The 12,956-nt window shown below is 58.3% G+C and carries 15 protein-coding genes; 3 read left to right on the top strand and 12 right to left on the bottom strand.

Annotated elements, in window-relative coordinates; all coding sequences use genetic code 11:
* The first annotated feature begins 6 nt into the window (after positions 1 to 6).
* Entirely contained in the window at positions 7 to 312 is a 306-nt protein-coding gene (gene yciH, locus MEFOE_RS05425) for a stress response translation initiation inhibitor YciH (protein WP_067049387.1), read from the top strand.
* Positions 313 to 833: 521 nt separating this feature from the next.
* Here the strand turns inward: yciH and MEFOE_RS05420 are convergent.
* The 12 genes from MEFOE_RS05420 to MEFOE_RS05365 all read right to left on the bottom strand — a co-directional run bounded on the left by MEFOE_RS05420 (position 834) and on the right by MEFOE_RS05365 (position 11,658).
* Positions 834 to 1,871, bottom strand: coding sequence for a type II secretion system F family protein (locus MEFOE_RS05420; protein WP_067049385.1), 1,038 nt, complete (start codon positions 1,869 to 1,871; stop codon positions 834 to 836).
* Positions 1,872 to 1,873: 2 nt separating this feature from the next.
* The gene (locus MEFOE_RS05415; RefSeq protein ID WP_067049382.1) at positions 1,874 to 2,797 is read right to left on the bottom strand and encodes a type II secretion system F family protein; all 924 of its coding nucleotides are present in this window, start codon (positions 2,795 to 2,797) and stop codon (positions 1,874 to 1,876) included.
* Positions 2,794 to 5,226, bottom strand: coding sequence for a type II/IV secretion system ATPase subunit (locus MEFOE_RS05410; RefSeq protein ID WP_067049380.1), 2,433 nt, complete (start codon positions 5,224 to 5,226; stop codon positions 2,794 to 2,796). The genes MEFOE_RS05415 and MEFOE_RS05410 overlap by 4 nt, the downstream gene beginning before the upstream one ends.
* Entirely contained in the window at positions 5,219 to 5,845 is a 627-nt protein-coding gene (locus MEFOE_RS05405) for a hypothetical protein (RefSeq protein WP_067049377.1), read from the bottom strand. Before MEFOE_RS05405 ends, MEFOE_RS05410 begins: the two co-directional genes overlap by 8 nt.
* Positions 5,846 to 5,941: 96 nt before the next feature.
* Positions 5,942 to 6,727 carry a cell division ATPase MinD gene (minD, locus tag MEFOE_RS05400; RefSeq protein ID WP_067049374.1) on the bottom strand — a complete coding sequence of 262 codons (786 nt, stop codon included), beginning with the start codon at positions 6,725 to 6,727 and terminating at the stop codon, positions 5,942 to 5,944.
* 120 nt (positions 6,728 to 6,847) lie between these two features.
* Entirely contained in the window at positions 6,848 to 7,435 is a 588-nt protein-coding gene (locus MEFOE_RS05395; protein ID WP_153015880.1) for a hypothetical protein, read from the bottom strand.
* 3 nt (positions 7,436 to 7,438) lie between these two features.
* Positions 7,439 to 8,158: a roadblock/LC7 domain-containing protein gene (locus MEFOE_RS05390; protein WP_153015879.1), complete on the bottom strand. Its 720-nt coding sequence runs from the start codon at positions 8,156 to 8,158 to the stop codon at positions 7,439 to 7,441.
* 10 nt (positions 8,159 to 8,168) lie between these two features.
* Positions 8,169 to 8,516 carry a roadblock/LC7 domain-containing protein gene (locus MEFOE_RS05385; protein ID WP_067053018.1) on the bottom strand — a complete coding sequence of 116 codons (348 nt, stop codon included), beginning with the start codon at positions 8,514 to 8,516 and terminating at the stop codon, positions 8,169 to 8,171.
* A gap of 7 nt (positions 8,517 to 8,523) precedes the next feature.
* A complete protein-coding gene (locus MEFOE_RS05380; RefSeq protein WP_067049365.1) occupies positions 8,524 to 9,927 on the bottom strand; it encodes a Ni/Fe hydrogenase subunit alpha in 1,404 nt (467 codons plus the stop codon).
* Positions 9,924 to 10,841, bottom strand: a complete 918-nt coding sequence (locus MEFOE_RS05375) for an NADH-quinone oxidoreductase subunit B family protein (RefSeq protein WP_083523489.1) — start codon at positions 10,839 to 10,841, stop codon at positions 9,924 to 9,926. Before MEFOE_RS05375 ends, MEFOE_RS05380 begins: the two co-directional genes overlap by 4 nt.
* Before the next feature lie 8 nt (positions 10,842 to 10,849).
* Entirely contained in the window at positions 10,850 to 11,413 is a 564-nt protein-coding gene (locus MEFOE_RS05370; protein ID WP_067049359.1) for an RNA-dependent RNA polymerase family protein, read from the bottom strand.
* Positions 11,413 to 11,658 (bottom strand): 4Fe-4S dicluster domain-containing protein, encoded by a 246-nt coding sequence (locus MEFOE_RS05365; protein ID WP_067049356.1) that lies wholly within the window; start codon positions 11,656 to 11,658, stop codon positions 11,413 to 11,415. Before MEFOE_RS05365 ends, MEFOE_RS05370 begins: the two co-directional genes overlap by 1 nt.
* Before the next feature lie 112 nt (positions 11,659 to 11,770).
* On the opposite strand from MEFOE_RS05365, the gene MEFOE_RS05360 reads away from it, so the two are divergent.
* Together MEFOE_RS05360 and hisI are read left to right on the top strand one after the other, a co-directional pair.
* A complete protein-coding gene (locus MEFOE_RS05360; protein ID WP_067049353.1) occupies positions 11,771 to 12,565 on the top strand; it encodes an A24 family peptidase C-terminal domain-containing protein in 795 nt (264 codons plus the stop codon).
* 4 nt (positions 12,566 to 12,569) lie between these two features.
* Entirely contained in the window at positions 12,570 to 12,932 is a 363-nt protein-coding gene (gene hisI, locus MEFOE_RS05355; protein WP_067053015.1) for a phosphoribosyl-AMP cyclohydrolase, read from the top strand.
* Positions 12,933 to 12,956 lie beyond the last annotated feature (24 nt).

Here is a 12,956-nt window from a genome sequence, read left to right as displayed (position 1 = left end):
TAACTAATGAATGGTGGGATATGTCCCAAATGCGGACTACCAAAGGAACTGTGTATCTGTGAGGAGGTCGCAAAGGAACAGCAGAGGATTCAGGTCAAGATCAATAAACGCCGATACGGGAAAGAAGTCACCATTATCGAAGGACTCGATCCCTACGACATCGACCTTGTAGACCTCACAAAATTCCTCAAAGCCAAACTTGCCTGCGGCGGGACTGTCAAGGACACGTCCATCGAGCTTCAGGGTAACCACAAGGAAAGAGTCAAGGAATTGCTGGCTAAGAAGGGGTATAAATTGGAACAGATCAATTAACCCCCGACCTTTTTAATACTTTTTTTAGTCCTGTAGAACCGCTCATGAAACAGAGTTTCAGGTGGTTCTTTGGAAAATTCCGCATGAATAGGTCATGGTACATCTCCATCTCTCTTCACGGAGGTCTCTCTGGTTCCCCGTCTCTATCTCACCAGGACGAATGACCTTCGCAAAAATCAGAGATTATTCTGGCTCAGGAGAATCGGGCATGAGCCGGGAGCACGTCTCAAGTATACTGCAGGAACTGTTTTTCATGGCAAACCCTCATGCTCCGGCAAATGTATCTCCCTGATCCCATGAGGGGAGTGCGGAGCCCCTGCCTTCCATACAATCCAAACCGGGGGTTCCTCGAAGACCTGATGACCTTCGAGGGCGGGTGGCTGCGACCTAGGGGGCGTTCGAGAAGACCCAGGGATGTAGCCCCACGGCACAGGCACCTCGAAACAGGAATTCTCGATCCCGTTCCCTGCCCTCTTCCGTCATGAAGCCGTGCCGGCAGCACGAAAAAAAGGGGACGACCTTCAGACCGCGAACCTGAAGAGAGCCCAGGCAATGATGAGCATGATGGCAGAGAACTTGAGACCGGCCGTCGCCCTACCCTCGCCCATCTGCCCGGCGACGAGGCCGGAGAAGAAGCCCATGACCATCGCGGAGTGGGAGAAAATCCTCTTGTAGAGGTCCATATCAACATTACCCATGAACTGGCTTCCTGCACCGGACGCCGACGCAGCGGCACCGGCCTCGGCCATCGTCGTGAGGAAGGTGGACTCCAGGACCACGATCACGAAGAGGAAGACGAAGAAGGCGATGAGGATGATCACCTCATAGATGATCATGTTGCTCGCCCGCTCTGTCTTCAGGTTGATGAACTCGTAACTGTCGCGCGCAGCCGCCCGCAGCACCTCGGAGATGTCGCCGCCTGCCTTGCTCGCCTTTGCGATGAGGTCGACAGAACGCTCGGCAAGGGGAGTCCCGATACGCTGGCCGAAGTTATAGATTGCCTCGACAAAGGGGATGTTCCAGGACATGTCCACGTCGAGTTTCCTGATGTACGGCGTGAGCGTCCCGTACTCGCCTCCAGCGACGATGTGAATGGCATTGGGCAGGGTCATTCCCGCGTCGTTCATCCCGGCAACGTCCCTGAAAAAGTTCGGAAGCGCGTCTTCAAGGTTCTTCTCCCGCTTCCCCTCCCTGAAGTCGAGAATTGCGAGCGGGATCACCGGGATCAGGACGGTAAAGACGATGACATCGTCGATGAGGGTGGTGTTGAAGAGGGCCGACCACCCGTAATTGACGATGATCAGGGAGAAACCGACGATAAAGAAGAGGAATGAGAAGGGGACCGTCGCTATGAGGCTGTTGAGCGGCGTTTCCGTGAGCACCTGGACCGGGTGCTTCATGAACCGTCCAAAGCCCACCCGCGCCTTCCGCTGGTGTTCGATCTTATCGACGATCTGCATTTCCCGGTTCTCGTACCTTTCCAGTTCGGACGCCTTCACCGGGGCGTTGCCAGTTCTCCCACGGTTGAAAAGGTCGTTAAAGAGTGACTTGAATCCCATTTTCACACCTCCGGGGTCATGGAACTGATCAGGATGATGAACATGATACTCCCGAACGGCACCATGAGATAGATGATGATCATCAGGAAGATCGGGTTCGAGTCGCCGCCGATGATCGACATGATCGACTGCAGGATGATCAGGAAGAGGGTGCCGGCGACCATGGCCGTCACATAACTCTCGGCAATGAGTCCGAGGGTCTCAAGGAAATTTTTTTGCTGCTGGTGGTTCTCGTTGCTGTACTGGACGGCCTTGTTCCGGAAGTACTCGGTGAGGTTCGCACCCGAGGAGATCGTCGCCATCGCACCCTGGAAAAATTCCTTCATCCGCGCACTCGGCGTGAAGGTCGAGGCGATCCGCATCGCCTCGATGAGATCTTTGCCGAACATATCGATCTCGCGGGAGATGTACCGCGCTTCGACAGCGGTCTCCCCGTAGATCGGGCTCTGTCCGAGGAGCCTGAAGACCTCGGCAGGCGTGATGCCTGCAGTGGACATCGCCGTCACATAGTTGATCGCGTACGGGAGAGTGGCATCGATGTTCCGCCGCCTGTTCCCGGACACGACCTTCGGGTAGATCAAGAAGGCAAAGTAGGTGAATCCCCCGAAGATGAGGAGAGAGAGGAGGACGACGACCGTTGTCCCGATGAGGAGACGGTAGTCTGAAAACCCATAAAAGAAGGAGGGCAACGCACCTTTATAGGAGATCATCGAGGGTATGTTCAGGAAGAAGGTGATCGCACCGAGCAGCACTGCCATGCCAAGGCCTGCAACGATGGAGGCGACATAGGCTGTCGAGAGGTACGCCTCGAAAGGGGTCTTCAGCCGCGCCTGCATCAGGTCGCTCCTCAACTCAACATAATCTTCCCTTTTTTCCTTCACCCGCTGCCCGAGCAGGTTGAAACTGAACCGTTCAAAACCATTCATTGCGGTGCACCTTCTCCATAGAGGTCATGCCGTACGACGTCCATGACCGCGTCGGGGTCGCGGAAGTACGAGATGAGCATCTTCGAAACGTCCTTGAAGTGCCGGATCTTCTGTCTCCGCATCCACTCCAGGATCTCCTGCCGCCTCTTGAGTTCCTCGCGCATCCGTGCCTCGCTCCATCCCCGCGTCTCCATGATGCTCTCAAGCACGTACGACTTGCCCGAATACCTGATCTCGTCGGTGGCCTGGTGCCAGGAGAAGACCTCGTTCGTGATCAATTCGTTTGTCCGGGGGTCGATGTCCAGGATCTCGATGACCTGTTTGTTGCGACGGATACGCTGGCCGCCGACCCGCGCCTGCACCTGGATGCAGACGAGGTTCAGGGAGGTGAGCATGTTCCTCGGGACGTCCAGGGGCGGGTTTTCAAGACGGTGGACGACGCTCGCCACCGAGTCGGCGTGCATGGTCGCATAGGTGACGTGGCCGGTGGACATTGCCTGGAAGAGAGTCTGGGCCTCCTTGCCACGGACCTCACCGACACAGATGTACTCAGGCCTCTGCCGCAGTGCAGCACGGAGGAGTTCGTACATGTCGATCGCACCCTTGCCGCCTGTGTCGAAGGAGTCACGGGTGACCGAGGGGATCCAGTTGGGGTGCGGGAGTTTCAGTTCACGCGTATCTTCCAGGGAGACGATCTTCGCCAGGGGCGGGATGAAGAGCGAGATGGCGTTGAGGGCGGTGGTCTTCCCTGATGCCGTGCCGCCAGCAAAGATCGCCGAGTTCCCCGCCTCGACAGCAAGCCAGAGGAAGGCGACGGAGAGGGGCGAGAAGGTGCCCCACTCGATGAGGTCGGTCGGGGTGATAGGTTCGTCCTTGAATTTCCTGATGGTGAAGGTCGAACCGTGGGCCGTGACCTCCTTGCCAAGGGTCATCTGGATACGGGAACCATCGACCATCGTTGCATCGAGCATCGGTTCAGCGATGGAGATGTACTTCCCCGACCTCTGGGCGAGTTTGGTGACGAAGGAGTCGAGTTCGACCGCATTGGTGTACATCATGTTCGTCTTGATCGACTCGTACCCGCCGTGGAAAACGAAGATCGGGTTGTCGAGGCCGTCGCAGGAGATATCCTCGATAAACTTGTCGTGCATGATGGCGTCGATCAGACCGTCACCGAGGAAGTCGCGTTCGATGTGGTAGAAGAGTTTCTCGCGGGCGACCGGTGTCAGGCTGATACCGTAATCCTGGATGATTTCGTCGGAGAGGTCGCGGAGAACCTTTCTGGCCCCATCTCTGGAGATGTCCTTCGTGTTGACGTCGAGCTGCTCGAAGAGACGGCTCTTGATCTCGCCGAGGAGTTCTTTTTCGGCATCGGAGAGGACCGGTTCAAGCACCTCGTAGGTGTACTCGTGCGAGGCATTGTCGTAGATGATCCTGATATAGGCATAAGGTTCGTTGACCGGGTAGAGTTCGACTTCCTCGATGCCGGGCCCAGGTGTGAAGGCGAGGTCGACGAGAGGGCCGTGGCGCCGGGGGTCGTACTCCTCCACTTTCTGGACAAGGTTGGTAAAGAGGTTGATCTTCCCCAGGAAACCGGCTTTTTTCTCCTGGTCTTTCCCGATCACCACGCTCCGTGCCTCTTCGGTGATCGTCGGGAACGCCTCCTTCCAGAGGGTGTCGATCTCGGGGGGGAGAGAGCCCATCCCGAGCGGGGCATCGCGCGCGGCCTGGTCGAGTGCAAGTTCTTCGACGTCGAAAGTCGCGGCCTTCGGGAGGATCAGTTCTGAAAGGGCACCGATATCCTCGGCATCCGTGATCCCGGCAAGGACAGATTCTCCGTTCTCTTCGGCGTCGGGAACGGCCCCTCCCGACCACCGGGTCTTTTTCGGGGTGGCTGTAACCGGAGACGCCGCAGGCATGTCGGTCAAACCTGCAATGTCCCCATTATTCGCCTCGTTGAGCCGGGATGCCGCGGGGGTTGTGGCACCCTCGTCACCGAAGATCGAATCGATCATGCCCTGGAGCGCATCGATATCGTCAAGGTTGATAGCCGGCACCCGGCTTTCCGGTGCCGGGCTTTTCTCTTCTGCGGGGACCGGACCAGGAGCCGTTTCAGCCTCGCCGGGGTAGGGTTCCGCAGGAGTGGCAACAGGGCTTTCTTTCACCGCAGGGATCTCTTGAACGGCCGGATCCGTGGGACCCGCGCCGGAAACCTCGTGCATGCTCCTGACATCTCGGATTATGGAATGAATGTCAAGGTTTCTGTTTCCTTCCACCATTGACCTGAGGGAGGTGAGGGCCCTGTCGTCCTCGCCTTTTTCCGCGTCCTCTCCGGGAGAGACATAACCGTCGGTCTGCTCTGTCGGATTTCCCCGTATACGATCCAGAATATCATGCAGGCGGTGCTGCGCGTGTTTGCCTTTATCCATCCATCATCCCACCCAGTTCAATGACCAGTTCACTGCGGGACCCATGAAAGTCCACCATAAAGGTGTAGACCTCCTGCGCCCTGTCAACGACGACAACATCATATCGTCCGTTGAGGAGGCGGAAGGAAGCCCTGCCATCGCCGGTTGTCGTATCGGTCAGGAGCACGTGCCGCCCTTTCCGGATCGAAACCCGCATCCCCGACTGAGGACTGTTCTCCTTCTCTACCACGATCGAAAGGACGCCGGGACTCTTTCTCTCGCCCCCGAACTCGGGGATGTCAGACGTGAGTTGATGCGGGAAATGGCTCCTGTTAAAGACCCGGCACCGCGCCACGATCATATCGACAATCCTCTTCTCCGCGGCATAGAGTTCGTACTCACCCATCTCCAGGATCTTCAGTGCCGCGGGGTCCCCGTAGAGCGCTCCGGCCTCGTCCCCATAGATTGCCCCCGAGGGTTCACCGCAGGAAAAGAGGACCACCGAGTTCCTGAGACCATCGACGAAGACACCTATGGCCCCTTCCTCGGACCCGGCCCTCTGTGCCATCTCGCAATAGGGGAACGACCCCAGGTATCGCGACTGACCAAGGATCTCGTTAATGACGTCCATGATCTTCATCGATCGTCTCCCGGGATTTTTGCCAGGCTCTGTGTTCCGCTCACCGCCAGCATGTCGGTATCCAGATCAGAACCGAGCACAGAAAATGATGAGATGTTACTGGGCCCCCCCGAAGAGCGTGTGAGCCAGACGGTCGATGAAGTGCTGCTTACTCTCCTCGGTCTCCTCCTCATAGTGGACACCGGCGATATCGGCGGCGATCCTCCTGAATGCACGGGAGGCCTCGGAAGCAGGGTACTTGATCACGACCGGCGTCTTATACGCGGCCGACCTGCGGACATTCGGGTCTTCAGGTATCATGTCGATGACACGAACACCGAGCACGTCCTCGACAGAATGTCTCCTGATTTCGGTGTTCTCCATTCCCGAACGGTTGATGATCGCTCCATAGACCTCGCCCCCCACCATCTCAGTGAGGATCTTCGTCTTGAGGGCGTCGGCCATGGAGGAGAGTTCTGGGTTCACCACCAGGATGACCTCGTCGGATATGGCGAGGGCGACAACCCCGTCCTTGCTGATGCCAGCGGCGGCATCGACAAGGAGATAATCGCAGCGGTCGACGAGATCCCTCATCACATCACGCAGACGATCGGGATCGGCGTTCTGGAAACCCTGGAGGGAGATCCCGCTCGGGACCACCTTGACACCGTTCGGTCCTTCATATATCGCGTCGTCCACCTTCGCCTTCCCGGCCAGCACCTCGTGGAGCGTGACAGGTGCGTCTTCAAGCCCGAGCACCAGGCCCAGATTTGCCATACCGATATCAGCATCAAGAATGTAGGTTTCTTTCCCGAGCTGGGCAAGAGAGGTGCCGAGGTTGACGGTTACCGTTGTCTTCCCCGTCCCTCCTTTCCCCGATGCGATCGTAAATGCCCTGATCAATCCGACACCTTCTACTCCAATGATTGTGAAAGATGGTATTTAATTATACCTAATTTATCGCGTGCCGATAGAGCAGCCTAAACCATCATTTAAGGATGGATCTCGAATATATCAGATCCATCACTGATCCGGGCTGTTTCCTGGATCGACAATGAGGTGTCCCATGTGCATTTCTTTAAGGAGATCGGATGCGTCGGCCATGAAATTCTGTTGCATCTTTTTCAGGGCCGTAACCGATTCCGGGTTGAGGACGTCCTTCTTCTCCCCGGTCTTCGGGAGAGGGGGCGTCGCCGACCTGTCGTCGCCTGCCTCCACCGTCCGTATCACCTTCACCGTTGCAGACCGGCTCTTCTGGCCGACCCGCACCGCATGGATCGTGGTCGCCGGCCGGGCATCACGCGGCCCGGTTGTCACCCTGCAGGCATCGTTAAAAAGAAGAGCGGCGCCGATCTCCACATCAGAATACCCGGAAAGTTCTGCGGTGACGACGTCAAGTACTCTCTCCATCTCCTCAAGTGCCCGGATGCCGGTGGCCCTGCCAGACTCCGCGCAGAGCGGCATACCGCACCTGAAGAGGAGAGACGCCGGCGAGCCGTGCACCATAAAGGTCACGGCACCGGTGAAGCCCTTCTTCCGGCAGTCGGCAATGACGGCCCTGAGGGGCATGGTCAGGCTAGCACCAGAAGACCCTGACCGCGGCAGGCGCATGATCTATCCCTCCCACCTGATGCTCCGCAGGGCGACCCGCACGAGACCAAGATTGGCATTGGCTGCGGTGAGGACACAGAGGGAGAGGTCGCCGAAGGGAGCGATGATCAATTTTCCGCCCGGGGTCTCAAGAATTATCTCGTCGAGACCGCCCATCTCCATATCATCGGCAATCTTCAGGCCGGCCCGGAGGAGGTCCTCGGAGATGGCGGCAATGCGGTCAAAGTCGGTCGCACCGACAGACTGAACAGCAAAACCTTCATAGAACGCGGATACGGCGACGACTCCCGGCTGGGAGAGAATGAGATGTAAGGACTCTTCGTTCAGTTCGGGCACCGCGGACCCTGCAGGGGCAGAACCCTCGGCCTCGGGAAACGTCGTTACAGGGACCGCACCGTCCTCGTCCGGACTCTCCCAGCCAATAAGGTATCCCGCATCCCGGCACCTCTCCAGGGCAAGGCCATATTCATCATTCCCGTACCTGCTGAGCTCGCACGAGAGTGACGATTCGGCAAGGAGACGGGCGAGGGCAAAACCACCTCTCAAATCCTTTGCCCCCTCCCGGCACCAGGCAGCTACCGCTTTTCCCTCGTCAGAGAGGACGAAGCCTTCGCCGTCGTCGGTGCGTATTCGCACAATGGCGTGGAACGCCTCGGTAAATGGCAGCACCTCGGTGAGCGGGGCCGTCATGCTCCCGAAAGTCTTCCCATCAGGCAACATCATGATACGTACTCTACAGGGCTGCGATGATCCGTTCCTTGTTCTTCTTCAGTTCGTACCGGATCCTGCCGATGTTTGCACCACCACCGGCAACGATGGCGATGAGTTCGTCCTCGGAAAGAGGAGAGAGGAGGATAGGCCCGCTCTCCAGTTCGACAAGCATCTGATTGAGGTTTCCCTTGCCGAGCTCGGTACCCATCGCTTCGGAGGTACCCATGCCTGTCGATGCCATGGCACCGAGGGCATCGGTGTCGATCTCGCCGGATATGGCGTCCTCGATCACAAACCCGTCCCGCCCGACGACAACAGCAGCAGTCACACCATCAAGCCTGAGAAACTCCGTCAAGATCTGTTTGAGCATCTCCATTTTAATTCACTTCCTTTTCCTGAATGATCTCATGACCGCTACCGGACCGCTGTACCACCCGGATCCGCATCGGCATCCGACCCAGGGCATGGGTTGCACAGGAGATGCATGGATCATAGGCACGGATGACGGTTTCGATCCTGTTCGATGCGGCTTCGGTCAGTTCACCGCCGACGATCACCTTGCGGGCAACTTCCTCGACACCCCGGTCCATTGCGTAATTATTCTGGCAGGTGGCGACGATGAGGTTGCACGTCTCAATCATGCCCTGATCGTCCACCACGTAGTCATGGATGAGGGTGCCGCGGGGGGCCTCGACGATCCCGACGCCACGCTTCTCCACGACGCCGGTGACCGGCGTCCGGACGTCGGTGCCGGTGATGGCCGTGTCTTCGAGGAGGGCGACGGCCTTCTCGCAGGCGCCGAGGAACTCGACGTACCGCGCGATGTTGTAGGCGAGGGTCGTCTGGGTGCAGGCGCCGAAGGTATCGTGATACCGGGCAAGGGCGGCATCGGCCTTCGGAGTGCCCATGGACCGGACGATGTTCAGCCGCGCAAGGGGGCCGACCCGGTAGTGGTCGCCGTTCGCAAGGCGGCAGAACTTCAGGTACGACCAGTCCTCCGAGTATTCCCGGATCTGCCGGGCGTAGTCCGCACCGGTGAACGATCCCGCGGGAGAACCGTCCTTTCCGAGGATGGTCACGGCACCACCGAGGACGCTGTGGACCCCGTTGTCGGAGAGGCTCATGAAGGCCGTCTCGACCGCACCGAGGGAGAGGTCGACGCCGTCCATGATCCCCTGCGCCGTCTCCCATCCCTCTTCGGCAATGGCAAGGCCTGCCTGTGCTGAGGCAAGGAGAGTCTGGCGCTGGTCTTCGGAGAGGGGTCTGGACATGCCGCCGGGAATGGCGTTCGAGGGGTGGATAGGTTTGCCGCCGACGGCCTCGGTGATCCTCTGGCCAAGTTTTCTCACCTCGATCGCCTTCTTTGCGATCTCAGGGGCCTTCTTCGCAAGCCCGATGACGTTTCTCTCCTCGGCAGGGGCGTCGCCGAGGAGGAAGTCAGGGGCGGCAAGCATGAAGAAGTGGAGGGCGTGCGAGTGGATGTACTGCCCGGCCATCAGGAGTTCCCTGAGTTTTCTGCCTGTCGCCGGGGGTTCCGCACCGAAGATCTGGTCTGTGGCCATGGCTGCCGCCACATGGTGGGAGGTGGGGCAGATCCCGCAGATGCGCGGGGTGATCCGAGGCGCCTCCTCGACAGCAGCACCGATAAGGAACTTCTCGAAACCGCGGAGTTCGACGACATTGAAGTGGGCGCTCGATACCTCGCCCTGTTCGTCGAGGTCGATCCGCACCTCCGCGTGCCCCTCGATCCTGGTCACCGGCGAGATGGTCAGCCGCGTCAATTACCTGCCCCCTTCACGAGGTCACGGATCTTTGAGATCTCTTTGTCTTCCATGATCAAGCTCCCGATGGTGAAGGGATACATAGTATGGGCCACGTCGTAGATCTCCTTCTCAACCTCCTTTTCAGGGAGGTCGGTGAGGTCGGCGATCCGCTTCACCATCATATTGTAGATGTCACGGCAGGGCTCCCTGAGAATGTCAAGGGAGGGGCCGTTGCAGCCGTGGCAGGGGATGTTGTTGCGCGGACAGGAGGCGTTGCACCGGCCGAAGGTGACAGGGCCGAGGCAGAGATAGCCCTGACCAAGGAGGCAGTGCTCGCGGTCAGGAATACCTTCATAGCGCCTCTTCAGGTGCCAGTCCTTGACGTCACCCATCTTCCTGTCGCACTCGGAACAGACCGATTTTTTGGAGAGTTCGATTCTGTTCCCGGAAACAAGAGCCGGGAGGATCTCTTTCAGGAACTTTTCCTTCGGGGGGCAGCCGGTGACATAGTAGTCCACCTTCACCAGGTCGCCGACGGCGAAGGCGCGGTACAGGAAGGGAGGGACGTCGGTGGGGACGACGTTCCCTTCGTCCGCTGTCTCGACGCCGCGGTAGACGCAGGCAAAGAGGTCCTCCTGTTTGCCGAGCATGGACAAGCCCGAGACCCCGCCGTAGCAGGCACAGGTGCCGAAGGCGATGAGGGTCTTTGCCCGCTTCCTGAGAAGTCTCAGGCGCGCCTCGTTCTCCTCGTTCCTGACGGCCCCGGTGACGAAGGCGATGTCGATGCCTTCAGGGGGTTCTTTCGCATCCATGATCACCGGGGAATAGACGATATCGGCCTTTGCAACCAGGTCGAGAAGGGCCTCGTGGAGATCGAGGACAGAGATGGTGCAGCCCGAGCACCCTGCAAGTTCTTCGATTGCTATCTTCATAACCATCATCACTTCAGGATCAGTTTCTTCAGGCAGGCATTCGGGCCGGTGTGGACGATCTCCAGTTTCGCCCGTTTTCCGGTGATCTCCTCAATCGCGCCGACCACATAGCCGTACAGAGTCTGGCAGAGGGGGCCGCCCTGCTCCATGCCGTTGCGGCGGAGGGTCTGACGGACGATGCAGTCGTGGAAGACGAGGAAGATGAAGGTCTCCCCGTTCTCGGTGACGACATAGTTCTCTTTGTCCTCGGGTTTCCAGAGTTCGAAGGTGTACTGGCCGTGGAGGATGTACGAGAGTTCGCGCAGGGCTTCCTCGACATTGTCGATCTTCCTGAAGTACTTCGCCGTCTCATGGCCGAACTTTTTGCCGGCGCGGTAGGTGACGGCGTTCGCACCCCGACCCGCGATCTCTTCCAGGGACTTGATGATCATGCCGTTCATATGCATGACACCGTGGAGAGTCGGTTCGAGCTCCTTCGGGTTCGGCGAGCAGGAGAGAGGGACGTCCTCGGCCTTGAAGACCGCACCTGCATGAAACTGTTTGTTCATCTCTTCCGCAGTAATGTCGACCATCAGATCACCCGATTGAGCATCTCGCAGACGCGGATATCGACATAGTGACGTTTCGAGGGGTAGACCCCCCGGTGTTCCAGTGCCTGGGCAGGGCAGATCTCATGGCAGGAGAGACAGCCCATGCAGTTCTCGGGACGGACAGGAACACTGATCCCTCCTTTGAGTTCATAGACCCGCATCGGACAATCCTTCACGCAAAGACCGCATCCGTTACAGGCCGTTGAATCGACAGTTATCTCTATCACACACACCACCGGATTCAAACGGAGAATGATACAATTCTCCTATCCCACAGTATTAAAATGTATTGAAAATAGTTAGCCTTAAAAAGGGATGAAAATATAAGAAATATGAGTCATGATACTTCCTCTTGTCATCGCATCTCTTGCTGTGGGTGCAACGCTTCTCTACGCATCGATGCTCGATCACCGTGAACGGCGGGTGCCTTTCCGCACCTGGTACCCGATGCTTATAGTGGCAGGGCCCTCTGCCATCATATTTTACGCAGGCCTCCTCGCCGGAGGCCTTTCCGGGACGGCCCTGTACTTCCTCGCGCTCTCCCTGATCTTTGCCGCCGTCTTCTATACCTTCGGCATGCTCCACCTCTTCGGCGGCGCCGATGCCTGGGCCCTGATCTTTCTTTCCCTCTGCATCCCGGCCTTCCCAATCGAACCGCTGCTCGGCGTCCCACCCATGGGTTTCTTTCCCTTCTCCGTGATCACAGACGCCCTCCTCCTCAACCTCGTCGCGCCCCTCGCCCTCTGCGTGTATAATATCGTGAAGGGGAACAGGGCGCCCTTCCCGTACATGTTCTTCGGCTATCCGGTGGAAGGGAAAGATATCAGGAACCATTTCGGCTTTGTGATGGAGGAGATCACCGAGGAGGAGGACATGACGATCACCCGCCGCTTCCTCACGATCCGCGAGTCCCTGCGGCGGACTGTGCAGGGCGGCGAAAGGCGGATGTACACGAAGGATCTGCGCGAGCACCCCGAGCGCTACGCGCAGGAACTCGCCCTGTACAGAAAGGCAGGCAGAGTCTGGATCAGTTATGCCGTCCCCTTCATCATCCCGATCACCGCCGGTTTCGTCACGGCACTTTTTATCGGCGACCTGCTCTTTATGATCATAAAGGTACTTGCAGGAGTGTGAGGTGATGGAACTGAACTATGCAGACGGCCTTGTCCCGGTCGTGGTGCAGGACGCGGGGACAAAAGAGGTTCTGATGCTCGCCTGGGCAAACGAGGAGGCGGTGCGGCTGACCGGGGAGACGGGCTTTGCCCACTACTGGTCGCGCAGCAGGCAGAAGATCTGGAAGAAGGGAGAGGAGAGCGGGAATGTGCAGGAGGTCGTCGAGGTCAGGGCCGACTGCGACGCGGACGCCCTCCTGTACCTTGTCAGGCAGAGGGGAGCGGCCTGCCATACCGGCCATTATTCCTGTTTTTACCGGACGATCGAGGGGAGGGAGATCGCCGCGCCGCTCTTCGATCCTGCGGATGTATATCCTAATAAAGGATAAAGACACGTAGAATATGGTGAATTT

It is taken from the genome of Methanofollis ethanolicus (assembly GCF_001571385.1).
Classification (GTDB): Archaea; Halobacteriota; Methanomicrobia; order Methanomicrobiales; family Methanofollaceae; genus Methanofollis; species Methanofollis ethanolicus.
The sequence above is the reverse complement of the archived record's forward strand: the minus strand, read 5'-3'. Positions and strand labels throughout refer to the sequence as shown.

Bases quoted from the DNA above. Each gene is read 5' to 3' on its own strand.
- MEFOE_RS05405 (WP_067049377.1), bottom strand. From the start codon at position 5,845: ATGAAGATCATGGACGTCATTAACGAGATCCTTGGTCAGTCGCGATAC.
- MEFOE_RS05370 (WP_067049359.1), bottom strand. From the start codon at position 11,413: ATGGTCGACATTACTGCGGAAGAGATGAACAAACAGTTTCATGCAGGT.
- MEFOE_RS05420 (WP_067049385.1), bottom strand. From the start codon at position 1,871: ATGGGATTCAAGTCACTCTTTAACGACCTTTTCAACCGTGGGAGAACT.
- hisI (WP_067053015.1), top strand. From the start codon at position 12,570: ATGGAACTGAACTATGCAGACGGCCTTGTCCCGGTCGTGGTGCAGGAC.
- MEFOE_RS05390 (WP_153015879.1), bottom strand. From the start codon at position 8,158: ATGATGTTGCCTGATGGGAAGACTTTCGGGAGCATGACGGCCCCGCTC.
- MEFOE_RS05360 (WP_067049353.1), top strand. From the start codon at position 11,771: ATGATACTTCCTCTTGTCATCGCATCTCTTGCTGTGGGTGCAACGCTT.
- MEFOE_RS05415 (WP_067049382.1), bottom strand. From the start codon at position 2,797: ATGAATGGTTTTGAACGGTTCAGTTTCAACCTGCTCGGGCAGCGGGTG.
- MEFOE_RS05395 (WP_153015880.1), bottom strand. From the start codon at position 7,435: ATGCGCCTGCCGCGGTCAGGGTCTTCTGGTGCTAGCCTGACCATGCCC.
- yciH (WP_067049387.1), top strand. From the start codon at position 7: ATGAATGGTGGGATATGTCCCAAATGCGGACTACCAAAGGAACTGTGT.
- MEFOE_RS05385 (WP_067053018.1), bottom strand. From the start codon at position 8,516: ATGCTCAAACAGATCTTGACGGAGTTTCTCAGGCTTGATGGTGTGACT.
- MEFOE_RS05375 (WP_083523489.1), bottom strand. From the start codon at position 10,841: ATGAAGATAGCAATCGAAGAACTTGCAGGGTGCTCGGGCTGCACCATC.
- MEFOE_RS05410 (WP_067049380.1), bottom strand. From the start codon at position 5,226: ATGGATAAAGGCAAACACGCGCAGCACCGCCTGCATGATATTCTGGAT.